The organism is Pseudomonas sp. GL_093 (assembly GCF_057837605.1).
Window position 1 is genome coordinate 1,428,958 of sequence record NZ_CM174448.1, and the last position, 21,296, is coordinate 1,450,253.

At 60.2% G+C, this 21,296-nt stretch carries 29 protein-coding genes; 25 read left to right on the plus strand and 4 right to left on the minus strand.

Annotated features, from left to right (window positions below):
- The first annotated feature begins 42 nt into the window (after window positions 1-42).
- From AC3IUE_RS06365 to AC3IUE_RS06375, 3 genes are all read left to right on the plus strand, one after another.
- On the plus strand, window positions 43-294 hold the full coding sequence (locus AC3IUE_RS06365) for a DUF1654 domain-containing protein (RefSeq protein WP_489266230.1): 252 nt from the start codon (window positions 43-45) through the stop codon (window positions 292-294).
- A gap of 131 nt (window positions 295-425) precedes the next feature.
- Window positions 426-923 (plus strand): hypothetical protein, encoded by a 498-nt coding sequence (locus AC3IUE_RS06370; RefSeq protein ID WP_489266232.1) that lies wholly within the window; start codon window positions 426-428, stop codon window positions 921-923.
- Window positions 920-1,201, plus strand: coding sequence for a hypothetical protein (locus AC3IUE_RS06375; protein ID WP_489266234.1), 282 nt, complete (start codon window positions 920-922; stop codon window positions 1,199-1,201). Before AC3IUE_RS06370 ends, AC3IUE_RS06375 begins: the two co-directional genes overlap by 4 nt.
- Window positions 1,202-1,228: 27 nt before the next feature.
- Here AC3IUE_RS06375 and AC3IUE_RS06380 read toward each other — a convergent pair whose 3' ends face one another.
- Window positions 1,229-1,948: a S24 family peptidase gene (locus tag AC3IUE_RS06380; RefSeq protein WP_489266236.1), complete on the minus strand. Its 720-nt coding sequence runs from the start codon at window positions 1,946-1,948 to the stop codon at window positions 1,229-1,231.
- A 106-nt stretch (window positions 1,949-2,054) separates the two neighbouring features.
- Between AC3IUE_RS06380 and AC3IUE_RS06385 the strand changes: the two genes are divergently transcribed.
- The 3 genes from AC3IUE_RS06385 to AC3IUE_RS06395 are packed head-to-tail and all read left to right on the plus strand — an operon-like array spanning window position 2,055 to window position 3,873.
- Window positions 2,055-2,321 carry a Cro/CI family transcriptional regulator gene (locus tag AC3IUE_RS06385; RefSeq protein ID WP_489266238.1) on the plus strand — a complete coding sequence of 89 codons (267 nt, stop codon included), beginning with the start codon at window positions 2,055-2,057 and terminating at the stop codon, window positions 2,319-2,321.
- Window positions 2,318-2,941: a hypothetical protein gene (locus AC3IUE_RS06390; RefSeq protein WP_489266240.1), complete on the plus strand. Its 624-nt coding sequence runs from the start codon at window positions 2,318-2,320 to the stop codon at window positions 2,939-2,941. The genes AC3IUE_RS06385 and AC3IUE_RS06390 overlap by 4 nt, the downstream gene beginning before the upstream one ends.
- 5 nt (window positions 2,942-2,946) lie before the next feature.
- On the plus strand, window positions 2,947-3,873 hold the full coding sequence (locus AC3IUE_RS06395) for a hypothetical protein (protein ID WP_489266242.1): 927 nt from the start codon (window positions 2,947-2,949) through the stop codon (window positions 3,871-3,873).
- Window positions 3,874-4,576: 703 nt separating this feature from the next.
- On the opposite strand, the gene AC3IUE_RS06400 is transcribed toward AC3IUE_RS06395, so the two are convergent.
- The 3 genes from AC3IUE_RS06400 to AC3IUE_RS06410 all read right to left on the minus strand — a co-directional run bounded on the left by AC3IUE_RS06400 (window position 4,577) and on the right by AC3IUE_RS06410 (window position 7,748).
- Entirely contained in the window at window positions 4,577-4,837 is a 261-nt protein-coding gene (locus tag AC3IUE_RS06400) for an ogr/Delta-like zinc finger family protein (RefSeq protein WP_489266244.1), read from the minus strand.
- Between the two features lie 72 nt (window positions 4,838-4,909).
- Window positions 4,910-5,752, minus strand: coding sequence for a phage portal protein (locus AC3IUE_RS06405; RefSeq protein WP_489268757.1), 843 nt, complete (start codon window positions 5,750-5,752; stop codon window positions 4,910-4,912).
- Window positions 5,691-7,748: a terminase large subunit domain-containing protein gene (locus AC3IUE_RS06410; protein WP_489266246.1), complete on the minus strand. Its 2,058-nt coding sequence runs from the start codon at window positions 7,746-7,748 to the stop codon at window positions 5,691-5,693. Before AC3IUE_RS06410 ends, AC3IUE_RS06405 begins: the two co-directional genes overlap by 62 nt.
- 163 nt (window positions 7,749-7,911) lie before the next feature.
- On the opposite strand from AC3IUE_RS06410, the gene AC3IUE_RS06415 reads away from it, so the two are divergent.
- The 19 genes from AC3IUE_RS06415 to AC3IUE_RS06505 all read left to right on the plus strand — a co-directional run bounded on the left by AC3IUE_RS06415 (window position 7,912) and on the right by AC3IUE_RS06505 (window position 21,292).
- Window positions 7,912-8,829, plus strand: a complete 918-nt coding sequence (locus AC3IUE_RS06415) for a GPO family capsid scaffolding protein (RefSeq protein ID WP_489266248.1) — start codon at window positions 7,912-7,914, stop codon at window positions 8,827-8,829.
- Window position 8,830: 1 nt separating this feature from the next.
- Window positions 8,831-9,850 carry a phage major capsid protein, P2 family gene (locus tag AC3IUE_RS06420; RefSeq protein ID WP_489266250.1) on the plus strand — a complete coding sequence of 340 codons (1,020 nt, stop codon included), beginning with the start codon at window positions 8,831-8,833 and terminating at the stop codon, window positions 9,848-9,850.
- Complete coding sequence (gene gpM / locus AC3IUE_RS06425; RefSeq protein ID WP_489266252.1) at window positions 9,847-10,569, plus strand: phage terminase small subunit; 723 nt, start codon at window positions 9,847-9,849, stop codon at window positions 10,567-10,569. Before AC3IUE_RS06420 ends, gpM begins: the two co-directional genes overlap by 4 nt.
- Window positions 10,570-10,666: 97 nt before the next feature.
- The gene (locus tag AC3IUE_RS06430; RefSeq protein ID WP_489266254.1) at window positions 10,667-11,128 is read left to right on the plus strand and encodes a head completion/stabilization protein; all 462 of its coding nucleotides are present in this window, start codon (window positions 10,667-10,669) and stop codon (window positions 11,126-11,128) included.
- Window positions 11,125-11,568 carry a phage tail protein gene (locus AC3IUE_RS06435; protein WP_489266256.1) on the plus strand — a complete coding sequence of 148 codons (444 nt, stop codon included), beginning with the start codon at window positions 11,125-11,127 and terminating at the stop codon, window positions 11,566-11,568. Before AC3IUE_RS06430 ends, AC3IUE_RS06435 begins: the two co-directional genes overlap by 4 nt.
- Complete coding sequence (locus tag AC3IUE_RS06440; protein ID WP_489266258.1) at window positions 11,558-12,238, plus strand: phage virion morphogenesis family protein; 681 nt, start codon at window positions 11,558-11,560, stop codon at window positions 12,236-12,238. Before AC3IUE_RS06435 ends, AC3IUE_RS06440 begins: the two co-directional genes overlap by 11 nt.
- An 11-nt stretch (window positions 12,239-12,249) precedes the next feature.
- The gene (locus AC3IUE_RS06445) at window positions 12,250-13,365 is read left to right on the plus strand and encodes a DUF2586 domain-containing protein (protein ID WP_489266260.1); all 1,116 of its coding nucleotides are present in this window, start codon (window positions 12,250-12,252) and stop codon (window positions 13,363-13,365) included.
- 4 nt (window positions 13,366-13,369) lie between these two features.
- Entirely contained in the window at window positions 13,370-13,822 is a 453-nt protein-coding gene (locus AC3IUE_RS06450; RefSeq protein ID WP_489266262.1) for a DUF2597 family protein, read from the plus strand.
- Window positions 13,822-14,034 (plus strand): TraR/DksA C4-type zinc finger protein, encoded by a 213-nt coding sequence (locus tag AC3IUE_RS06455; protein WP_489266264.1) that lies wholly within the window; start codon window positions 13,822-13,824, stop codon window positions 14,032-14,034. Before AC3IUE_RS06450 ends, AC3IUE_RS06455 begins: the two co-directional genes overlap by 1 nt.
- Window positions 14,031-14,354, plus strand: coding sequence for a hypothetical protein (locus tag AC3IUE_RS06460; protein ID WP_489266266.1), 324 nt, complete (start codon window positions 14,031-14,033; stop codon window positions 14,352-14,354). The genes AC3IUE_RS06455 and AC3IUE_RS06460 overlap by 4 nt, the downstream gene beginning before the upstream one ends.
- Complete coding sequence (locus AC3IUE_RS06465; RefSeq protein ID WP_489266268.1) at window positions 14,351-14,878, plus strand: lysozyme; 528 nt, start codon at window positions 14,351-14,353, stop codon at window positions 14,876-14,878. Before AC3IUE_RS06460 ends, AC3IUE_RS06465 begins: the two co-directional genes overlap by 4 nt.
- Window positions 14,875-15,387 carry a lysis system i-spanin subunit Rz gene (locus AC3IUE_RS06470; protein ID WP_489266270.1) on the plus strand — a complete coding sequence of 171 codons (513 nt, stop codon included), beginning with the start codon at window positions 14,875-14,877 and terminating at the stop codon, window positions 15,385-15,387. The genes AC3IUE_RS06465 and AC3IUE_RS06470 overlap by 4 nt, the downstream gene beginning before the upstream one ends.
- Window positions 15,384-15,674, plus strand: a complete 291-nt coding sequence (locus AC3IUE_RS06475; protein WP_489266272.1) for a putative phage tail assembly chaperone — start codon at window positions 15,384-15,386, stop codon at window positions 15,672-15,674. The genes AC3IUE_RS06470 and AC3IUE_RS06475 overlap by 4 nt, the downstream gene beginning before the upstream one ends.
- Window positions 15,675-15,694: 20 nt before the next feature.
- A complete protein-coding gene (locus AC3IUE_RS06480; protein WP_448647675.1) occupies window positions 15,695-15,838 on the plus strand; it encodes a DUF6890 family protein in 144 nt (47 codons plus the stop codon).
- A 7-nt stretch (window positions 15,839-15,845) separates the two neighbouring features.
- On the plus strand, window positions 15,846-17,819 hold the full coding sequence (locus AC3IUE_RS06485) for a phage tail tape measure protein (protein ID WP_489266274.1): 1,974 nt from the start codon (window positions 15,846-15,848) through the stop codon (window positions 17,817-17,819).
- Window positions 17,816-18,133: a DUF2590 family protein gene (locus AC3IUE_RS06490; RefSeq protein ID WP_489266276.1), complete on the plus strand. Its 318-nt coding sequence runs from the start codon at window positions 17,816-17,818 to the stop codon at window positions 18,131-18,133. Before AC3IUE_RS06485 ends, AC3IUE_RS06490 begins: the two co-directional genes overlap by 4 nt.
- Complete coding sequence (locus AC3IUE_RS06495; RefSeq protein WP_489266278.1) at window positions 18,130-19,305, plus strand: baseplate J/gp47 family protein; 1,176 nt, start codon at window positions 18,130-18,132, stop codon at window positions 19,303-19,305. The genes AC3IUE_RS06490 and AC3IUE_RS06495 overlap by 4 nt, the downstream gene beginning before the upstream one ends.
- Window positions 19,298-19,822 (plus strand): phage tail protein, encoded by a 525-nt coding sequence (locus AC3IUE_RS06500; protein ID WP_489266280.1) that lies wholly within the window; start codon window positions 19,298-19,300, stop codon window positions 19,820-19,822. The genes AC3IUE_RS06495 and AC3IUE_RS06500 overlap by 8 nt, the downstream gene beginning before the upstream one ends.
- Window positions 19,823-19,831: 9 nt before the next feature.
- Window positions 19,832-21,292, plus strand: coding sequence for a phage tail-collar fiber domain-containing protein (locus AC3IUE_RS06505; protein ID WP_489266282.1), 1,461 nt, complete (start codon window positions 19,832-19,834; stop codon window positions 21,290-21,292).
- Window positions 21,293-21,296 lie beyond the last annotated feature (4 nt).

Consider the following 21,296-nt stretch of genomic DNA (forward strand, 5'->3'; position numbering starts at 1 on the left):
ACCATATACTGGTTGGATATACAGTAAAAGCAAGGAGCATTTATGTTGCAAAGCGCCTGTGTTCTGCAGGATTCCCATACGCCTTATGAGCAGCTAGCTAACAGAGTTTATCGACAAGTGAACAGTCCAGCAGCGCAGTGTCGGAGACGGACTGTCATCATGCGGCACCCTGGAGAGTTAGAGGTCGATTGGGACTGTCTCCTTGAACAGCTGGACTCGGAGGAGAACGTGCGCCTGAGGCGCCTTGAGGATGGCGCCGCTCAACTGACGTGGACCAATCATCATGCCTTCTGATTAATCGGCGGGTAATAAAATTGAAAAAATATGCCGCGCACATTTGACATTATATTAGCCTGAGGCTAATTTATCTTCACTGGTTCACGTCGGTGCTACGCACGGACGTGATCGCTTTGGAGATTAACAGCATGCGTACCCTTTGCCTTTCCCCTAGCTCCCGACCGCAGTTAGCCAACCAGGTAACTCAGAACGGGATCTTTAAACACGAGCTGCGTGATGCCATAGCTGGGTCTGTGTGGGCCATAGCTACCGTCGTCGTTGAGCAGTGCAATCACAATGTATTGGTGCGAGTTGAACTGGGCGACAGTGTAAACAGCATTACATTGGCCAAGCACCACGACACAGGTGAGCGGGTAGCCCGTTTCTTGGAAGAACTGGCAAATGCTGATCGCATCCCGCCAGACGAGCACTTGACCATCACCATCTTGAAGTCAGATGCCAAACTTCTGTTCAAAAAGAGTATCGCCGGATATAGGTGTGCGAATGCTGACATTGATAGGGCAATCGCTGATGAAAATTGGGGTGCAATTAACCAGGCTCAAAGCCGCCGCGATCTGCACGCCAGCACCATCGCATTAATCGCGAACATGTATTCAGCCACCACAGAAGAAGGGGCACGTCCATGATTGGCATTCCCAAGACAGGTACGCTCGAGCACGGCCGCATTAGTGCAAATGTTTCTAACGGTTATGAGTTCAGCACAACTGATGGTCGCCCCGCACGGCTCGCTATCATTGACGACCAGGGCAATGTGATCGAGTCCGGCGATACCGTAGCGCGCGAGGCGTGGAACGTATGCATTGCGGTGATAAAGAACTTCAAGATCGGTCAGGGGCATATCGTGGTGCACAGTGCCCCTCCTGGAATAACCGCTCAGACGGTTTCGCGGAAGGTAAGAAAGTAAAGAGCGAAGGATGTTTAGCCCGGTTGGCTACATCCCGGTGATCTTGGCGTCGATTGCTCGACCAATGATCTCCCACGTCCCGTCTAGGATAACCGCCTTGTACTCTGGGTTGAGTGGCACCAAGTAGCCGACCCCTGCGTCCAAGGTGTACTGCTTGAAGGTGGTTTCGCCACTGATGGTGTGGCGAGCTATGTAGAACTTGCCACTGATTAAGTCAAAACCTTCGGGGCGAATTAGGATCGGAGTGCCCTCGGGAAAGCTTGGCGGCGTCTCTGACGTCATCGATTTCCCCTTCACTTTCAACCAGTATCCGCGCGGCCCCGCGTTTTCAGTAGAAGACAGCCATTCGTCCGCGATTCCAGAAGGGTAGCAACTCGAAGACTCGATGCGCTCACCGGCGGCGACCCATGTAATGAGCGGATATTCCCTTGCTTCTCGATGCGGCTGCAGCATGGGGGCTATGTTGGAGTGGGTGCTAGTGGCTGCCATCCCTGCAATCTCAGCAGCGAGCCTAGGGCTAAAACTCTCGATTGGCTCGTTTAGCAATCTGGCCAACACCGAGGCGAATCGGGCATTTAGTGCATTTATGCCCTTCAGGTAATGGTTCACCGATACCGGCGTTATGCCCGCCGCGTCAGCAATCTTTCTTTGATTGAGTTTGAGAGCGTTCTTCTTCGAAAGATAGAGCTCGTTTGCCCGTTGGCATTCCGCAAAAAGAGCAGGGTCTATGGGTTTTTTCTTAGTCATTTTCAAAGTATAAGCCGCAGGCTAATGATAATGGTTAGCCAGCGGCATTGATTAAAAATATGCCTGCGGTTAATATTCTTCCATTCATCAGTTTGAGGTGTATGGCATGGAAGAAATTTCCCTAGGTGACTTGGTGTTAAGGATGGGGCAAGCCCGCGTTGCTCGCGCTCTTGGCGCAAAACCTTCATCCATCGCAAAGGCCATTCGTACCGGCAGATCCATCATCGTTACGGTTGCTGACGATGGTTCTTGCACAGGTGAAGAAACACGGCCATTCCCATCTCAAAAAACCACCCAATCTGGTTGCGAAGAGCAGCCTGACCAAGAGTCGGGCGTGGCGTTGACAAAGGCTAATGAGCATCCGTCAACATGACCACGTCCAATCCAGGACAGCCGTCCATTTCCCGCGACCAGGTGCTGGTGGCTCATGCCGTCGAGATGATTGCCCGTACGGGCTTCAGCCAGGACGACTTCGCCCAAGCATTGAGCTTCAGTCTGCATCGTCAGATTCCCACGAAGGCTTTCAGTAAAGACGTGCCCGACTTCGAAGCGCTTGCCTTGAGCAACGACACCGCGTCGTTCTTGAAAGCATCCGGCGCTTGGCTGCGCCGCGTAGGTCGCTGGCTCAGTGGCGAAGTAGACCTGCCGAGCTGGGTCGAGGAGTCGTGGGTTGAAGCGCTGGAAGGCGACTTTAAGGATCGCTGCATCAATGAGCTGGCTCACCGTCACGGGTTGACTGGTGCACGCGAGCTGGATGGCGATGGCAACCCGCTGGGGGCGTTCGGCCAACTGGTGGCGCGGCTGGGCAATACGGTCGCCCTGGGTAGCGAGATTCTGGCTGACGGTCGCATCGACCTCGAGGACCTGGACAAGTTGCCCGAGTTTGTCGATCGGCTACGTTCGGTCGAAGCCCGCTGCAGTGAACTGCGCTCGCGCGCCGAGACTGTTCTGCTCGAGCAACCCGAAAAGCCTCACTTGTCCCGGGTGAACTAGCCTCTGTGACTTCCCTGGACAAGGACATCCACTCGCGATCGGCAAGCAGCCGCAAGGGCAGCCCAACCAAGGGCCGACCTACTGCTGTGCATCGCGACAAAAAAGATCCCCACGCCGCCTTGCGTGCCCCAGTTCGAGCACCTCGGTATTCGGCTCCGCGGCGCCTGACTGGCCAGCAGCTGAAAAACCCGCTGCTGCGCATGGCGTTCTCTCGACTGAGCCAGATCGGCGACCTGCGCGGGAAGTACCTGCGCGATCTGGACTCCATCCATGGTGGTCGCCGCACCCGTTCCGAGAAATTCGACGCACTGGCCAAGGCATCCGAGCAAATGCTGCTGCGCCTGGATTTGGCCACTGGCGTGCTGGGATGGCTGGACATCGAGCGAGGGCAGTACTTCCTCAACACCCAATGCAGTGTCGCCGAAGATAGCGATATGTCCCCCGCGTCTCTCAATCGCCTTATGCACAGCTTGGATTTGGCAGGGTACGTTTACCGACGCATTGAAAAAGTGCGGTTGGATGAGAAGGATGAGGCAGGACTTAACCTCGTGCGGACCCGCGTCTTGGTGCGCTTCACTGAAAAGTTCTTTGCAGACCTTGGTCTACGCTACCTCTGGTTTCGGGCTAAGAAGGCCGCAATCAAGCGCAGAGAAAAAGAACTTCGCGAGGTAAGCGGACTTCGTGCTGCGCGCCAAGAAAAGGCTTCTTTGGAGGAGTTCCGTCGACAGCAGTCCCGTAGCAATTGGGAAAAGAGCGAGGCGCGCAAGGCGGCTCAGGCTCACAGCCAGTCAGAAACACTTACCCCAGCTCGTGGTTCACCTGGGGGCGCAAAGCCTTCCCTGGAGCCCGACAAGAGCCCTGGCGGGCTGGACGAATCCATGGCGCGCCTACTGCGCAATGTGCAGGTCAAGAAAGACACCCCCTCGAAGTAATCGCATCCCCTGCGAGGCCAGGCTACGCCTGGTGGTCGAAAAAACTCCCCACCTCCGCACTAACTCTGCCGCCATGCATCGTCATGCAGGCAAACGGTCGCGTGCGCGCCCATTTTCCAGCGTCATTTCCCGGTGTCGCCGGCGTTTGGGAAGGGCATCCAGGATCCCTTTGAATTAAATGGAATTTTAAACCCCACTCAGCATCCCCAAAGGGTATAAAAAAGAGACTTTCGAGGTGTCCACAAGGTCAGTGTGTTGGGTACAAGATGATGCCTTCGCCCAAGGGCTCAGTTCGCTGCGCTCATCTTTTTATGAGGATCGCGGGCTACGCGCCCGCCCTGCGGCAGGGCAGTGCCCTGCACCCATGCTGGATACCCTGCACTCCGTGCCGGGGACCCAGCGGGCACAAAGCGGCAATTGGGCGCGCCGAGGTGAGCTGCAAATTTCACTGGCAGCGGTCGCGGGCACGATCGGACGGCGCTGCTCAGATTTTTGGGTGCGAATTTGTCGGACAACCGGCCGCTGCGCGGGTTCCGCCGCGCCGAGATTGTGAGTACCAGCTGAGATTTTGTTGGCGGCTTATATGCCTGCGGTGCAGGCATTCCGATGCATGATTCAAGATCGATGTTGATAGATGCGCGCTGGGGGCACGTGAACGGAGAGGCTTGGATGCGTCGGGAAGGTTGCGAACCTGGTCCTGTGGTCAGCCTCGTTGCGAGGAGCCAACCTGCAGGAACAGTTCTTGCTGCTGCTCCGCCGGCAAGCTTCTGATTCTCTCCAGTAGGAGCGTGTCGAGGCGTTGTCCCGGAGGCCGCAATGAGTGCTTGAAAGTCAGTTCGGATACCCATGTGTGTCCGCACTGCGCGTCCAAGCACTGGCAGTAAAGCTTCACGTAGCCCCGGGTAATCTCCTCCCGTGAACTGATTCGCCCTTTGTGGTCGCAGGCAGTGCAGTAAATTCGCATGGTTCCCTCCCCAGGGTTGCAGAGCCATCATTATGCCGTCACCGTTGGTGATAATCACTAAATACTGTCTATTTATGCAGTGGTTTTTTCTTCTTCGTCGGGGGTTGTCCAGCTAATTTTCCTGTCAGGTCGTAGCGTGTCGTTGACCTGGTTGAATAGCTGGCATATCGGCCGAATCTCGTTGCTGGTGTAGACCCGATCGATCTTTTCGATATCGCCAAAGCCGGCGTTGTTTTCCGGAATGATGCCGGCCAGCGCCGGGTTCATTCGCCAAGCTGCAATCACGTCGTTGCGGGTGATGTTCTTGACCTTCTCCAGCTCGTCCTTGGCCTGAAAATCCCCCACAGGGATGATCTGAATGGCGTTCTCCTTGCCGTTGGGAATGTTGACGAACATCGAGCGGAAGTTGCCCACACCCTTACTGGCACTGATCTGGGCGCGCAGGTTTTCTTCGTCCTCTTCGGTCAGGTCCGGGTCGTTGGTGTAGAAGATGTAACCCGCGTGAGCGCCGTTGCTGTAGTAGCGCCGGCGGAACAGGGTTGCGGCTTCATTGAGCAACAGCGCCTGCAGACCGCCGAGGTAATCCGGGATGCCGTAAATGGTCTGCTCGACGTCGTAGTCCATGACGTGCTCGATCTCGTCCTGGTCGAAGTCCATGAATTTGTTGTCCGGCAGCAGCATCCGGAATCCGCCGTCCACTTTCACCCGCATGTTGATGGCCGGCAGGTGCTGCAGTTCCAGCACCTGGCCGAAGGCGTTAGTGTCGCGGTAGAAGAACGCATCGCCGAACACCATGTAATCCAGGCCCGCGCAGCCCATTGTCCGAGCACTGCAGCCGGCTGAAGGGATGAACTCACGCAGCAACAGGTTGCGCTTGAACTTCGGAATGGCGCCGTGGTGTGCGTTGGCGCGCAGCAGCTTGGCCAGGCCGATGCGTGACACCGGTGGCTTGTAAATCTCGCCGTCGTCGCTGGGAAACACCCCCATGTACTCGCCGATGTTTCCCGACAACACCTGTTCGGGTTCCCCGAAGGTGAATGCCCGCATGGGCTGTGGCTGTCGCACCTGTTGGTTGACCTGGCGTTTTTTGTGTCGAGGATTGGGCATTGTTTCCACTCGTGACGTAGCGGCTGCGTCGCCGCTTGTTGGTGTTCAAAGGTTCGTTGGCCAGGGCGTGCATGACCGCCCAGGCGATATCCGCGTGGCCGGTGGCATCGGTGCGCGAAGCGCTGTAGGTGACCTGGCCACTGTTGGTGGTACCGCGCTTGATGGTCAGGAACGCCTGGGCAATATCGGTCCAGCCGGCATCCCACTCGATGCGGCTACCTTGGATCGTGTCCTGCGCTTTGAGCACCAGGGCGTTTTTGGCTTCCAGGCTGTAGTGGATCGGCGTGGCTTTCGCGTAGAAGTCGCGCACCAGGTCGAACACGCCGTAACCCACGCCGGTGACATCGATGCCGATGTGCTGGACGTTGAAACGCTCGGTGAGCTTCTTGACCTGGGCGGCCTGGTAGGTGAACGAATGTCCGCGCCAGCTGTGCTTCTCGAGGATCCGGAACTTCGCCCCGGGCTCCAGCGGCGGGGCAATGACCACACAGGTGGCATCGTCGCGGGTGCGGCTCGGGTCGTAGCCCAGCCAGACCGGGCTGTTGCCGAATGGTCGATCGTCATCGGGCTTGTAGTCTTCCCACAACGACAGGTCGGAATAGCAGCGCTCCAGGTCTTTCAGGCCGAACGCGCTCTGCGTGCTGTCGATGAACTTGCAATAGAACAGCTGCTGGAACTTGTCCTCGTCGTACTCCAGTTGCAGCTGCTCGAGGTCGAACAGATCGCAGCCGCCGTCGATCGCATCTTGGATAGTGATGGTCTTGCGCCATTGGCCATCCGGACATAGAGCGCCCTGTGTATATGCCGCTTCGATCGGCCAGGTGCCGCCGGCCTTTTTTCCGCGCTTGCTGTTGCGAAACTCCTCGCCAGACCAGAACGGATAAGCCTGGTGCGACACGGCGCTGGGCGTCGAAAAGTAGGTTTTGCGCCACTTCTTGTGGGTACCCATGGCGCTGGCCACGGTGCTGAGTTTGTCGAAGTCGCGGATCCAGAAATATTCGTCGACGTAGACGTGCCCGTGGTAGCCCTGGGCGGTGCTGCTGTTGGTGCTGAGGAAGCGCAGTTCCGCGCCGTTGCTCAGGGTGATGGGGTTGCCGGTCAGCTCAATGCCGAACCACTGCTGGGCGAACTGGATGATGTAGCTGCGGAAGATCTCCGACTGCGATCGGCTGGCGGAAAGGAACACCTGGTTGTCGCCGCTCAATACGGCGTCCATGAATGCTTCGCCGGCGAAGTAGTAAGTCAGACCCACCTGGCGGCTTTTGAGGATATTCCGGATCCGGCATGTCAGCGGGTTCTGCTTGGCCGCGAACAGCTCCTGCTGGTAGCGGTACATCTTGCTGATGAACTTATCCAGGAAGTCGACTTCGGTCAGGCCGCTGATGTCGTTCTTGGCCTTCTTCTCCCGTTTCTTGCCGCCACCGTCGCCCCGGCTTTGGCGATCGCCACGTGAGCGTTGACGCGGCTCCAAGGGCTCGCCCTGGTCGTCGCCAAAAGTTGCTGCGGCCGGTGCCGGTTTGGCCGCTTGCTTCAGTAGCCGTTCGCGCACGGCGGTCAGCCGGTCCAGCTCGTTCAGATCGTCCTTCGACAGGCTGCCGACTTTGTCCAGGAGCAGGGTGATACGCCGGCCGACAGCGGTCAGCGGTTCTTCGTCCGACAGCATGTCTTCCCAGCCGCCTTGGCGGATCCAGTAATAGACGATCCGGATGTTGGGCAGGTTGAGTTGCGCCTGAATTTCCTTGGCCTTACAGCGGCGCAGAAACAGACGTTTGGCGGCTTCTTTAACTTCGGTCGAGTAGTACATAGGCCGCAGTCTATGCGGCGAAAACAGCGAAAACGCGGGGTTAAATTCCGCGTTTCACCTAGATCGCAAATCTAGGAGAAACGCGCAATTGAACCGTTTGTTAGAGGGCGTTCGGCTCCATATCTTGGCGGCTCAAATCACCGATTGAGCGCAGTTATCGCCCATGCCCCGTTCCCTTGTTTCGTTCTGGAAACGTGTCGCGACCAGCGGCACCACCGCCGATGGTCGCGAGATCCTTCCCCAGGAACTGCGCGACATCGCTGAAACCTACAAGCCGTCCAAGTACACGGCGGTGATTTGGTGTGACCACGAACGCTGGTCGGGGTCCCACGGCACCGTCTATGCCGTGCGGCTGGTGGAGGAAGGCGACGATCTGGAAGAGGGGCAAATTGCTCTGGAGGCCCAGCTCAAGCCCAACGATCGGCTGCTGTACCTGAATGACCAGGGCCAGAAGCTGTTCTCCAGCATCGAGATCACCCCGAACTTCGCCGGCAGTGGCAAAGCCTATCTGACCGGCCTGGGAGTGACCGATGAACCCGCCAGCCTGGGCACCCAGGAACTCTACTTTTCGAAGAAAACCCACAAAGACGCCTTTTACGCCGCGTCAGTTGAGCTGGGCTCCTTTGAAGAGGAACCCCAGGGCGAAGTGGGCAAGCTGATTGGCTTGCTCACCGGCCTATTCAAGCGCTTCGCCGCGGACACCGAGCCCGCCGTACCCACCACCCCAACCGAGAGCAAACCCCCAATGGATGAAGCTACAGCAACGGCCTTGAAAGCCCTGCTGGCTCAATTGCTGATTGTCGCTGCCGGCATTCAGGCTGTGATTGAGCCCGTCGCGGAAGAGGCCCCCGAGCCCGACGCCGCGCCGATCGATGACGTGCAAGCAGCTGTCGACGGCATTGTGACCACCGCCGAAGAAGAGCGCGAGTTCAGCCGCAATGGCAGTGCCACGAACAAAACCCTGCTAGCCAGCATGGCCGCTCTACAGAAGCAATTCACCGCGCTGCAGAACACCACCACAGGTCGCCAGTTGCCGCGCAACCCTGGCCCTGTAACTACCACCAAGAAAAAGGTGCTCTGACATGGCCCAGCCACTGAGCGCCAATGGCGCCAAGCAATTTTCCGCACTGCAGCTGGCAATGGCTGAGTCCTATGGCGTTGAGCGTGCCAGCCGCATGTTCAGCGTGGAGCCTTCTATCGCTCAGGAGCTGAACGACGCGATCACCGCCAAAGCTGACTTCCTGGAGCGTATCAACGTTATTCCGGTGAGCGAGATCAAAGGCGAGAAGGTGTTCATCGGTGTCAATGGTCCGGTCACTGGCCGCGTCAACACTAAGACCACTGACCGCGATGCCAAGGACGCGTCGGCACTGGAGCACACCACCTACGAGCTGGTTGATACCCAGTCCGATGTGGGCTTGCCGTACGCCAAGATCGATGCCTGGGCGAAATTCCCCGACTTCCAGGACCGTTACTCCGCCGCTGTGCAGAAGCGCATTGCCCAGGACCGGATTGTCATTGGCTTCAACGGCACCAGCGCAGCCACTCAGACCGACCTGGCGGCGAACCCGAAGCTGCAGGACGTAAACAAGGGCTGGTTGCAACAGCTGCGTGAGCAGGCCCCGCAGCAGGTGCTCAAAGAGGGCGCCACTGCTGGCAAGGTCAAGTTGGGTGCCGGTGGCGACTACGCCAACCTTGATGCCCTGGTGCACGACACCAAGCAAATGGTCGACGAGATCCTGCGCGAAGACGGTGACCTGGTCGCCATCATCGGCACCGACTTGCTCGCCGCTGACAAGGCCAAGCTGTACACCAAACAGGGCGATGTTCCGACCGAAAAAGAACGCATCGAAAACGCCCAGGTCATCGCGACCTACGGTGGTCTGCCTGCGTTCAGTGTGCCGAACTTCCCGGTCAACGCCGTGCTGGTCACCAGCTGGGACAACCTGTCGATCTACTTCCAGGACACCAGCTGGCGTAAGCAGACGGTCGACAACCCGAAACGCTCCCGCGTCGAGGACTACAACAGCCGCAATGAAGGCTATGTGATCGAGCAGTTGGAAAAGATCGCACTGACCGAAAACGTGGAGCTCGTGGCGTGAGCCTGGCACTGGCGCACAAGCGCCGCACGCTGGCCTTGGGTGTAGTCGCTGTAGCTGCAGGCATCTCGAGTGCTGCCATGGCGTACACCCCAGCCGATGCCTTGAGCAGCCCAGCCAATGCCCGCAAGCACCTGTTGCTGCAGGAAGCGGCGCTGGATATGGATTTGGCGCGCCTGAGCGAGCTCAAGAACCTGGCCAGCAAACAGGCGCTCAAGCGGGAGGAGCTGCTGCCCAAGTACCAGGACTACGTCCAGCGCTACTGCGAATCGGGGCTGAACTTTCCAAACCGCGTCGTGGTGCAGGTGATGGTCTGGCTGTTCGACACCGCCCAGTTCGATGACGCCTTGGAACTGGCGGACTTCCTGATCGAGCAGGGTCAGCAGATGCCGGAGCGCTTCAAGCGCCGCGACATCCAGACCTTTGTCGCGGATGCCGTCATCGAATGGGCTTACGCCGAATACAACGCTACTCGCAGTCCGGAACCGTACCTGTCCGACCTGCTGCCTCGCGTGGACGGCGAATGGGACCTGACAGAACAGATCCCGAGCAAGTACCACAAGTTGATCGGCATGCGTGCCCAGGATGCTCAGCAGTGGGAAACCGCGATCAAGCATCTGGAGCGTTCAACCGAGTTGCACTCGGCGGCTGGTAATAACACCCGTATCGAAAAGTGCCGCAAGGCACTGGCAAAACAACAGGCCACGTCGGCCTCCGAATAACCGACTACCCCCCCAGCGGGGACCTGTGGAAGTGAGCCGCCCATTTATGGACCGTCCCACTGAAAACAGGCTCCCCGCCCTATTTGAGTGGCCTGCAATGAGCTTTTCCGGGAAACCCACCACCTTTGTGGAACAGGCGATCGAGAACGACGGCTTTTGGCCGAACCTCTCCGTGGCTGAGTTTCAGAAGGGTTACCGCCTGCCGGCGGAGTACCTGGTAGACATGCTGGTCACTGATTTGGCCACGGCCATGACCGAGGTCAACCGCGATCTGGCCGAGTTAAAAGCGCGCTGGCAGGGCGTTGGAGTGTCAAGCGTTGAGTCTGCAGACACCACCGTCCTGCCGGAGCGCACCTTTCAAGCCGCGACGTACAAACGTGCGGTGTACTGCCGTGCCAAGGCCAGTTTGCTGACTCAATTCGCCACGGTAACCCGCCGTGAGAGTGCGGAAAACACCGGTAAGGAGCTGCCCGAGCGTGGCGAATCCTTCTTGCAGTTCAGCCAGCAGGCCGTCCGGTCGCTGCAGGGTCGTGGGCGCATCACGGCGGCACTGCTATGACCAAGCTCAAAGCGCTGACCGCGTACCTGATCGAACGCCAACTGGTGGCGCCCGAGCAGCTCGACAGCTGGACCGACCAGGTCAACCTGGAACTGATCTGGAAGCCGGGCGAGCAGGGCATGCACATGGGTGACATGAAGTACACGGCAACCATCGCGCTGGAGCGCTTCGCCGATCACCCGGGCCGTCTGATGGCGCTTGTCGGCAGTTGGCTGGAAACCAATGACGACGACCGCGACGACCTGCAGCCGGCGCAATTCGACATCACCATGCTCGATGACGATCTGGCCGACGTCGACATCAAGCTGGAATTCACCGAGCCCCAGTACCTGGCCGAGGATCCGGACGGCGAGATCATCGCTTACGGAACGACCTGGTCTTTTGTCCCGTTCGATTTGTGGGTGGCAGAGCGCGGCGAGGTGATCGGCGATGGCGCGTAGCACCTTCGAACTCGATGTGCGCGGTTACCTGGGCGTCCAGGAACAACTGGCGCTGTTGAGCCTGCCCCCGCAGTTGCGTCGGCGTCTGTTGAACAACGTCACCAAGCGCGTGCGCAGCATGAGCCGCCAGCGGATCCGCAGCCAGCAGAACGTCGACGGCACTCCGTTCGCCCCGCGCAAGGGCGACGGCAAGGGCAAAAAGAAGATGGAGGCGGGCCTCGGCAAATTGCTGATGGTCACCCGCGTGAATGCCGATGAAGCCGAGCTGGGTTGGCGCAGTGCGCTGACCCGCTGGGTGGCATCGCAGCAGCACAACGGCGTTTCGGAACGTCGTACCGCCGCGCAGATGCGCCAATGGAACAAAACACCTCCCGGCCTGGCCGCGACGGAAAAGCAGGCCAAGCGCCTGCGCCGTCTCGGTTTCAAGGTCCGCCAGGAAGGTAAGAAGAGCCTCACGCGCCCGTCCGTGGCGTGGATTCAAGAGCATGTGAACTACGCCAAGGCGGGTCTGCTGATCCGCATCCTGGACGACCAAAAAACCGAATCCACTGGTGCGCAAAGCTGGGACATCACCCTGCCAAAACGCCAGTTCCTCGGCGTGAGCACCGATCGGGATACCAGCCTGCTGGTTAACCAGGTGCTGCAACAAATCCTTAATTCTCCCCGCTAGCGAGGCACTGCATGGCACTCGGCAAAGTCAGCGTTAACAACCTCAATCTCAGCCAGGGCGCTGTGACAGCGGTTGAACGCTATTTCCTTTTCATCGGTGTCGGCGCCAAAAACGTCGGCTCGCTGATTCCCTTGAACACTGACAGCGATCTGGATGTGCAGCTCGGCATCCCTGTCAGTGATCTGAAAACTCAGATCACTGCCGCACGCTTAAATGGTGGCGACCGCTGGGCCTGTTTGGCTGCTCCCGTCGCCGTTGATGGCGGGTGGCAAGACGCACTGGAGAAGGCCCAGCAGCAGGGCTATTCGGTTGAAGGTGTTGTGATCACGGCGCCGGTTGAAGATGGCCAGGCGCTGTCGGAAATGCACGACGCGGCCGTTGAGCTGAGCAATACCTTCGGTCGCCGCGTGTTTGTGATGGCTTCCACTGCCGGCATCGATCCGACGAAGACCTGGGCGGAATACCTGACCGCGCAAAAGGCGATCACGCTGAACCTGTCCGCGCCGCGTGTCCTGGTCGTGCCGCAGTTGCACGGCAACGATTTGGGCGTGCTGGCCGGTCGCCTGGCCAATGCCGCTACCAGCATCGCCGACAGCCCGATGCGCGTGGCCTCTGGTTCTTTGCTGGGCTTGGGCCCCGTGCCCACTGACAAAGAAGGCGTGCCCCTGCAGTCCGCGCTGCGTGCCGAGCTCGACAAGGCGCGTTTCTCCGTCAGCCAGACCTATCCGGATTACCCGGGCGTGTACTGGGGCGACGGCAACATGCTCGATGCACCAGGAAGCGATTTTCTGGTGATCGAATACCTGCGTGTCACCGACAAAGCCGCTCGCCAGATCCGTCCGTTGCTGATCCGTCGCGTCGCCGATCGCCGCCTGAACAACTCCCCCAACAGCATGGCCGTGAACGTCAACGCCCTGATGGCACCGCTGCGCGCCATGGCGAAGTCGACCACCTTCGCTGGCCAGGTGTTCCCGGGCGAGATCGAGCAGCCCAAGGACGGCGACATCGTTCTGTCCTGGACCAGCAAAACCAGCGTCGAGGCGTACATCAAGCTGCGCCCCCTCAACTGCCCGAAAGACCTGACCGCGAACATCGCGCTGGATCTTTCCACCGACGATACGGAGTAACCCCATGGCGGCAAAGATTGGCGGTAAGAACTTTGACGTGAACCTGGGCGATCTGCAGGTACACGTCGAAAGCTGCACCCTGGACATCACTGACAACACTGCCGTGGCACAGACCAAGGGTGTGCCAAACGGGCATGTCGATGGGGATGTGGCCGCCGCCGGCGAAATCGAGCTGGACACCACCAACTTCAACCTGCTGATCGAAGCCGCCAAGACAGCCGGCAGCTTTCGGGCACTGGAGCCGTTCGACATCGTGTTCTTCGCCAAGGCCGGCGAAGAGGAACTGCGCATCGAGGCGTTCGGCTGCAAGTTGCGCCTGTCCAGCCTGTTGAGCATCGACCCGAAAGGCGCGGAGAAGAACAAGCACAAGATCCCGTACGACGTCACCAGTCCGGACTTCGTGAAGATCAACGGCGTGCCGTACCTGGACGCGGCTGAGATCGAGGGTCTGACCTGATGGTTTGCCCGTTCGACCGTGCCCAAGCGCTTGAGCTCCGGCAGCGCGAGCAGGCCATCAAGGCCCAGCTGGCGTGCAAGCGGCCGACCGGGCCAAGCCGCACCCATTGCGAGGACTGCGACAACGAGATTCCAGCTGCGCGCCAGGCGCTGGGCGGAATCACCCGTTGCGTGCCTTGCCAAACGACTTTCGAGCGGAGCGACCGCCGATGAATTCAGTTCCAAACCCTTTAGATCCGGTAGTCGACGCTGCCCTGGTGCGAAAGCTCGACCGAAAAATGGCCGTGCTCGAGCACCGAGTCAGCGACATCGAAGACCGCAATGAAGGCGTGCCGACGCGGGTGACCAAACTCGAAGGCCAGTTCGAGCACATGGCCGGCCAGTTGGCTGACCTCAATGATGGCCAGCGCAAACTGACGGCCACCGTCGCCGACATCGGCAGCAAAGTGGCCAAGGCCCTGACGATCCTGACCGTGCTGGGTACCATCGCGCAGATGGTCGCGCCATCCTTGTTCAAGATGTTGTTCCCATGAGCCTGCGTAACAAGATCGCCGCCGGTGCGATCGCGCTGGCCAGTGGCACGCTGATGGCCTTCCTGGGCACCTGGGAAGGCACCGGTCAGAACGTCGTCTATGCCGACAAGCTCGCTGGCGGCCTGCCGACTGTGTGCAAGGGCATCACCCGTCACACCAGCCCTGCGGCAGTGATTGTGGGCGACTACTGGTCCGACGCGCGCTGCGCCGAGGTGGAAAGCCTGGTGGTTCGCAAGGGCCAGCTGCAGCTGGCTGACTGCTTGAGTAATGAGGCGATCGGCCAGAACACGTTCGACGCGCTGAGCAGCCACGCGCACAACGTCGGCACCGCCAACACCTGCGCCAGTCGTGCCGTCGGCCTGATCAACGCCGGTCGCACCACTGAGGGCTGCAAGGCCTTGGCCTGGGCGCCTGACGGCAGAACCCCGGTCTGGTCGTACGTGACCAACGTCCAGGGCAAAAAGGTGTTCGTGCCTGGACTGCATAACCGGCGCCGCGCCGAAGCGGGGCTGTGCGCCAAATGAACATCAGCCCACTGCAGCTGTTACTTCGAACCTTGTTCGTCGGCCTGGTGCTCTGGACCGCGTTCGATTGGGTCATGGACCAGCGAGACGACGCGATTCGTGAGCGCGACAGTGCCGTGAGCGAGCGGGACGGTCTGCGCGAGGCAGCCCGCATCAGCGGCGAAATGCTCGCGGCCCGCGACCTGATTGACCAACAACGCACCCGGGAATTGAACGATGAACAGGACAAAAACCTTGCTCTGCGCCTCGCTGTTGACGATGGCCGTCAGCGGCTGCCAGTCCGCGCCACCTGTGCCGTACCCGTCGTGCCCGCCACCACCGGCGCCGGCGGCGTGGCTGATGCAAGCACCGCCGAACTCGCAGCAGACGCTCGACCGGATTATTTCACCCTCCGAGATCAGCTCGCCCTGAGCAAGCAAATGATTCTCGGCTTGCAAGACCACATACGCCTGGTGATTCAACGAACGCCGGCAGCAACTTCCAACCCTCAAACGGATGCACCCCAATGACTGACGTAAACCGCGACATCACCCTGGAAATCGGCGACTCGGAATTCCTGTTCCACCTGACTCCTGCGGACGTGACGAAGTACTTCAACTCGACCACGCAGAACAACAAGGTCGCGCCGGCCAGCAACCTGTTGATGGGCACCGTCCAGCAGGAACAAAAAGCCGCTCTCAAGCTGCTGCTGGCCAACCCGGTGCAGACCATGACCATCGCCGGCGCGCTCCTCGAGGAGTACGCCCCGAACGTTGACATCATCGTAAAAAAGTCCTCGGGCACGCTGAAAGCCTGAAGGAAGACGGCTTAGGGCAGCTGCTTGCCCTGGCCAATCGCTGGTTACCTGGTGCGGAGCCCTCAATCGAAAACATGGGCACCGCCAAGTGGCTGGAAGACGAACACTGGCGCCGGATGGAGATCGCTGTTGCCAACGGCATCGCCTACGCGCTGAACGGATAGGACACCCATGGCTGATCGCGCTGCCCGCCTGGCTTTCATTCTCAGTCTGACCGACAAGGTCAGCGCCCCGTTGGGCAAGGTGAAAACCAGCTTCTCGGACCTGGCCAATCAGGGCCAGCAGAACATCATCAAGGTAGGCGCAGGCCTTGCCGGAATGGTGGGTGCTGGCGTGGCCATCACTGAATCGCTGGAGCCGGCACTCGAGATGAACCGGGCGCTGGGTGAGGTCCGATCGCTGGGCATTGCCGAGGACGCGCTGTCCTCGCTCAATCAGAAGGCGTTGGAGTTTTCCGTCGACTATGCCGCCAGTGCTCAGGATTTTGTCGCGTCGGCGGCGACCGTCGAAGGCGCGATCAAAGGGCTGAGCGCCAGTCAGCTTACCTCGATCACCAACACCAGCAACATCTTGGCCAAGGCCACCAAGAGTGACGCGGAAACCATGAGTGCCTATGTTGGCACCATGTACAACCTGTTCAAGGGCCAGGCGGACGCCATGGGCCGAACTGAGTGGGCCGAAAAGCTTGGTGGCCAGACAGCGCTTGCGGTGAAGCTGTTCCGCACCGACGGTGCCCAGTTGAAGGATGCCTTCAAGGAAGTCGGGGCGATCGCCACCAGCTTTGGCGTCGACTTGTCCGAGCAGTTCGCGGTGATCGGTAGCCTCAGCAGCACCATGGAAGGCGGTGACGCCGGTGGCCGGTACAAGGCGTTTTTCGAGAACGCCGGCGCCGGTGCCGAAAAACTGGGCGTCAAGCTGACGGACGGGCAGGGCAAGATGTTGCCGATCCTGCAAGTTCTGGACGCGCTCCAGGGCAAGCTGGGCGACCTGAACAGCGCCTCGGCCAGTGCGAAGTTGCTGGATGCGTTCGGTGGTGAAGGCGCCCAGGTCATTGGCGCGCTGGCCAAGGACACCGACCGACTGAAAAACGGACTGGATCAATTGGGCAAGGTGCGCGGGCTGGAAAGCGCCGAGCAGATGGCCAAGGCCATGGTGGACCCGTGGCAGCAGTTCGGTGCCGCCGTGCAGGCGTTGCGCATCGCTTTCGGCCAATCGTTGATCCCGCTGCTGACGCCGCTGATGGATCGCCTGGTGGGTATTGCGTCGACGCTGACGCGCTGGACGCAACTGTTCCCCAACATCACCCGGGCCATCGGCATCGTGGTTCTGGTCATTCTCGGCCTTGCCGGCGCGATGGCCACGCTGACCGCTGTTGTCGGGTTGAGCAAGCTGGTGTGGTTGGCTTTGGTCACGATTTGGAAGGTGCTGACCTGGACGGGTTTTCGCAGCATCGCGATGTTCCTGGTGCACACCGTATTGATCAGCGCCTTTGTGGTCGGCCTGGTCGGCATGTACACCTGGATGGGCATTGTCCGGGGCGCAATGCTGCTCTGGCAGGGGGCAATTTGGCTGGTCAACGCGGCGCTGGCCGCTAACCCGGTGTTGCTGATCATCATCGGCATCGTCGCCCTGGTCGCGGCGGTCGTCGCTGCAGTCGTTTACTGGGACCAATGGACCTCGGCGCTGATGAACACCGCCGCGTTCAAGTGGGTGTCCGAGCAACTGCAGGCACTGTCGGATTGGTTCGGTTCCATGGGCGGCTGGTCGGGTATGGCCAGCGCTGCGTGGGACGGCATCGTGTCGATCTTCACCGACGCCATCAGCAGCTTGATCGAGCTGCTGAACAAGATTCCCGGCGTGAACATCGAGGCGTCGTTCGGCAGCCTGCCCAAGGTGCCGCAAGTGCCTGGCGTGTCGGTACCGGTGGACCCGCAAACGCAGGAACAGCTGCGCTCCAGCACCGGCAGCATTTCCCCCTCTGGGCCTACGGCCGTGCCGCAAGGCGGCTTCCTGCGCACCATCCAGAACAACAACAGCCAGACGCAAAACCAAGGTGTTCACGTTGAAAACCTGAACCTGACCAACAGCAAACCGATGAACCAGCTGGAGCTGGAAAACATGATCGGTATGGCGGTACCGGGATGAGTGATTACGTGGATCTGTTGATCATCGGCAATGACTTTGCCCTGGACGCGAGTCGTCAGCCGGTACCGGTCGAGGACCGGGCCTGCATTGCCCAGGACATCGCTCACATGATTCGTGAAAGCGGGCTGCTGGTGACCCTGGTGGCCGAGCGCAACCGCCTGAAGCAACGCGATTGCATCCAGCAACTGGAGCTGCTGGTGGAAGACGACGTGCGTCTGGTACCCGGTACCGCCCGGATCACCCAGCTGGAGCCTGGCCAGTACCTGGTCACGGCCAAAACTCTCAAATTCGGCGATATCGAGGTAACCCTTTGAGCGACGTTGATTTCAAACAGGCGCTGGCCGACGCCGGCATTCCCACCACCGAGGCAGCGTTGCGCCAGGCGTGGGAGGCCGAAGTAACCGCCCAGGGCAGCAAGCTGGCCAACACCAGCAGCTATTCGCCGTTCTGGCGGGTGGTCACCGCGCTGGTGACCAAACCGGTGCTGTGGTTGCTGACCTTCGTCAGCGACACCGTGCTGCCGAACTTCTTCGTGAAGACGGCGACCGGCACCTGGCTGGAAATGCTCGCATGGGCGGTCAACGTCACTCGCAAAAGTGCGGTGAAGTCCAAGGGCACCATCTTGTTTACCCGTGCGGCGTCGGGTGGCGCGCTGCAGGTGCCGATCGGCACCTTGGTGCAATCCAGCTCGATCAACGGCCACGTCTATCAGCTGGTGACTACAGCGGTCGGCAACTTCACCGATGGTCTGCTGCAGCTGCAGATCCCCGTGGAGGCGGTCGAGGAGGGCAGTGGTTTTAACCTGGCCCCGGGTTACTACGGTGTTTTGCCGGTCCCGGTCCCGGGCATTGCTTCCGTCACCAATACCGACGACTGGCTGTCGTCACCAGGTGCGGACCAAGAGCTGGATGACGACCTGCGCCTGCGCGTGCGCAACCAGTTTTCGGCGGTCAACCAATGGCACACCGACGCAGTCTATCGTGCCTTGATCGCCGCGTTTCCCGGCGTGCAGCCTGACGGGGTGTACTTCGAGCACGACGCGCCGCGTGGCCCGGGCAGTGCAAACGCCTTTGTCCTGTTCGAAGCCGGCGTGCCCGCCGCCGAGTACCTGGTGCAGATCAACTCTAAGATCCGCGACGAAGGTAACCATGGCCACGGTGATGACCTGTTGGTGATGGTCATGCCCGAAACCCTGGCCAACATTGCCGTGGACATCTGGCCGCGATCGACGCTGACCGAGGTGCAGCGCACTGCGCTCAAGGCGGACATCGAACTGTTCATACGGGCGGCATTCCGTGAAAGCAGCGCCAAGGACTATCAGCCGACGCTGACCTTCCCGCAGTCGCGCTTTTCGTTCAGCCGTCTGGGCGAAGAGCTGCACCAGCAGTTCGCCGGCCTTGAATCGCTGCACTTTACCAACACCGACATCCTCTCCGAGCTGAGCATTCCCCGGATCCAGACGCTGCAGGTGACACTCCATGATTAAGCTCGAATTGCCCTTCTGGCTCGACGGCGCGGAGCCGACGAAGCTCAAGGCGGCGGCGCAGTCCTGGTGGGAAACGGTGGAAGGTTGGATGCGCTGGCCGCTGCTGCAGATGGACGCCGAGACCTGCCACTTGATTGTGCTCGATCTGCTGGCCTGGCAGCGCGACATCACCCGTTTCAAGGGCGAACCCGAGGCGCTTTACCGCCTGCGCGTGAAATACGCCTTCATCAACGCGGTGGACGCCGGCAGCACGGCCGGCATGAAACGCATCCTGCAGCGCCTCGGCGTAGGTTACGTCGAGATCGAGGAACGCATGCCCGATCGGGATTGGGACGTGGTGCTGCTGCGTTTCTCCGACTCCCAGCTGTCGCAGAACCCCGAGCTGCTGCGTGTGCTGATTCAGCAGTACGGCCGCACCTGCCGCCGGTATGACTTCGTAACCCTTACCCCGGTGGCCTTGCGTGTCGCCGTGGTCGACTTCAACGACGACCAGCAAACGCTGGTTGCCAGCCTGTAGGAGCCCCCGATGGGAGCCAGCATTACCCTTGCGGGTGAAACCCTGATCGCCCAAAAGCACGTCGCCCAGCAGGGCCTTGATGTGGCGCGCTTCATTTTTGCCAACGTGCCCGGGCTTGACCCTAGCGGGCCGGTGGATCGTGCCGCACCGAAACCTGCAGCGGGACAGATCGTTCACGTCTATGACATCCCGGACGACAATGCCGGCTACGTGAACCCCAACCAGGTCGTGTACAGCTCCCAGATTGGCTCTGACGTCGGTGACTGGGATTTCAACTGGATCGGCCTGGAGACGGCCGAAGGTGTGTTGCTCGCCGTGGCCTACGTGCCGTTGCAGATCAAACGCCGCAACATTCCGCCGTTGCAGATCGGCAACAACCTCACCCGCAACTTCTTGTTGGCCTTCGACGGTGCCCAGGCGCTGACCGGCATCACCATTGATGCCAGCACCTGGCAACACGACTTCACTGTGCGCCTGGCCGGCATCGATGAGCGCGAGCGCGTGTTTACCCGCGACGTGTTCGGGCGGGCGTGTTTCTTCAGCAGCGCGCTGCAGCTGGAGAAGGTCGGTTCGGCCTACCAGCTCAAACCCGGGACGGCCTACGTGGAAGGCATTCGCCTGGTGCGGTCCGCCGCGTTGCCAGTCGTTCCGCCGGCGCTGCCGACGTCGGCCTGGCTGGACGTGTGCCTGCAGCGTGAATTGAACGACGTGGTGACCAGCTGGAAGGTTGTGTTTGGTGCCGACGTTCCAGACTACACCGACAGCGCCGGCGTACAGCATTACTGCGTGAAGATCGCCGACCTGGTCGACGCCGCCACCATTACCGACCGCCGTCCGGTCGAGCCCATCACCGGTGCGTTGGTCACCCAGTTCGCCAATCGGATTGGCGACTATGCGCAGCTGCGCGCCCGGGCAACCACCAAAGACGATGTCGGCCTGGGCAACCTGCCGAACGCGAAGAGCGACGATCCGTCGACCAACAGCAGCACAATCCTGGCGACCACCAAGTGCGTTCAGGTGGCCAAGGGCGAAGTCCTGGCTGTGTTCACCGGCATGACGGCCTCATTCGCGCAGTCGACCGCCCCAGCGGGGTGGCTAAAAGCCAACGGCGCGCTGGTGTCGCGCACCACCTATGCCGCGCTGTTCTCGGCGATCGGCGGGGTGTACGGCGCGGGTGATGGTGTCAGCACCTTCAGATTGCCGGATCTGCGCGGCGAGTTTGTCCGGGGCTGGGATGACACCCGGGGCGTGGACTCTGGCCGTTCCTTCGGCGGCAATCAGGCGCATGCCCTGGAAAACCACACCCACGCCTTCCGGACCTCGCTCAATGGTTCAGCGGGTAACAACGCCTACGCGCCGAACGCTAACGTTGCAGCGACTGCCGGGACCGTAACCGGTATGGACTCGGGTAATAGCGCCAACGAAACCCGTCCGCGCAACGTCGCCCAGCTCTTCTGTATCAAGTATTGAGGCC

Bases quoted from the DNA above. Each gene is read 5' to 3' on its own strand.
- AC3IUE_RS06365 (WP_489266230.1), top strand. From the start codon at position 43: ATGTTGCAAAGCGCCTGTGTTCTGCAGGATTCCCATACGCCTTATGAG.
- AC3IUE_RS06370 (WP_489266232.1), top strand. From the start codon at position 426: ATGCGTACCCTTTGCCTTTCCCCTAGCTCCCGACCGCAGTTAGCCAAC.
- AC3IUE_RS06375 (WP_489266234.1), top strand. From the start codon at position 920: ATGATTGGCATTCCCAAGACAGGTACGCTCGAGCACGGCCGCATTAGT.
- AC3IUE_RS06380 (WP_489266236.1), bottom strand. From the start codon at position 1,948: ATGACTAAGAAAAAACCCATAGACCCTGCTCTTTTTGCGGAATGCCAA.
- AC3IUE_RS06385 (WP_489266238.1), top strand. From the start codon at position 2,055: ATGGAAGAAATTTCCCTAGGTGACTTGGTGTTAAGGATGGGGCAAGCC.
- AC3IUE_RS06390 (WP_489266240.1), top strand. From the start codon at position 2,318: ATGACCACGTCCAATCCAGGACAGCCGTCCATTTCCCGCGACCAGGTG.
- AC3IUE_RS06400 (WP_489266244.1), bottom strand. From the start codon at position 4,837: ATGCGAATTTACTGCACTGCCTGCGACCACAAAGGGCGAATCAGTTCA.
- AC3IUE_RS06410 (WP_489266246.1), bottom strand. From the start codon at position 7,748: ATGTACTACTCGACCGAAGTTAAAGAAGCCGCCAAACGTCTGTTTCTG.
- AC3IUE_RS06415 (WP_489266248.1), top strand. From the start codon at position 7,912: ATGCCCCGTTCCCTTGTTTCGTTCTGGAAACGTGTCGCGACCAGCGGC.
- AC3IUE_RS06420 (WP_489266250.1), top strand. From the start codon at position 8,831: ATGGCCCAGCCACTGAGCGCCAATGGCGCCAAGCAATTTTCCGCACTG.
- AC3IUE_RS06430 (WP_489266254.1), top strand. From the start codon at position 10,667: ATGAGCTTTTCCGGGAAACCCACCACCTTTGTGGAACAGGCGATCGAG.
- AC3IUE_RS06435 (WP_489266256.1), top strand. From the start codon at position 11,125: ATGACCAAGCTCAAAGCGCTGACCGCGTACCTGATCGAACGCCAACTG.
- AC3IUE_RS06440 (WP_489266258.1), top strand. From the start codon at position 11,558: ATGGCGCGTAGCACCTTCGAACTCGATGTGCGCGGTTACCTGGGCGTC.
- AC3IUE_RS06445 (WP_489266260.1), top strand. From the start codon at position 12,250: ATGGCACTCGGCAAAGTCAGCGTTAACAACCTCAATCTCAGCCAGGGC.
- AC3IUE_RS06450 (WP_489266262.1), top strand. From the start codon at position 13,370: ATGGCGGCAAAGATTGGCGGTAAGAACTTTGACGTGAACCTGGGCGAT.
- AC3IUE_RS06455 (WP_489266264.1), top strand. From the start codon at position 13,822: ATGGTTTGCCCGTTCGACCGTGCCCAAGCGCTTGAGCTCCGGCAGCGC.
- AC3IUE_RS06460 (WP_489266266.1), top strand. From the start codon at position 14,031: ATGAATTCAGTTCCAAACCCTTTAGATCCGGTAGTCGACGCTGCCCTG.
- AC3IUE_RS06465 (WP_489266268.1), top strand. From the start codon at position 14,351: ATGAGCCTGCGTAACAAGATCGCCGCCGGTGCGATCGCGCTGGCCAGT.
- AC3IUE_RS06470 (WP_489266270.1), top strand. From the start codon at position 14,875: ATGAACATCAGCCCACTGCAGCTGTTACTTCGAACCTTGTTCGTCGGC.
- AC3IUE_RS06475 (WP_489266272.1), top strand. From the start codon at position 15,384: ATGACTGACGTAAACCGCGACATCACCCTGGAAATCGGCGACTCGGAA.
- AC3IUE_RS06485 (WP_489266274.1), top strand. From the start codon at position 15,846: ATGGCTGATCGCGCTGCCCGCCTGGCTTTCATTCTCAGTCTGACCGAC.
- AC3IUE_RS06490 (WP_489266276.1), top strand. From the start codon at position 17,816: ATGAGTGATTACGTGGATCTGTTGATCATCGGCAATGACTTTGCCCTG.
- AC3IUE_RS06500 (WP_489266280.1), top strand. From the start codon at position 19,298: ATGATTAAGCTCGAATTGCCCTTCTGGCTCGACGGCGCGGAGCCGACG.
- AC3IUE_RS06505 (WP_489266282.1), top strand. From the start codon at position 19,832: ATGGGAGCCAGCATTACCCTTGCGGGTGAAACCCTGATCGCCCAAAAG.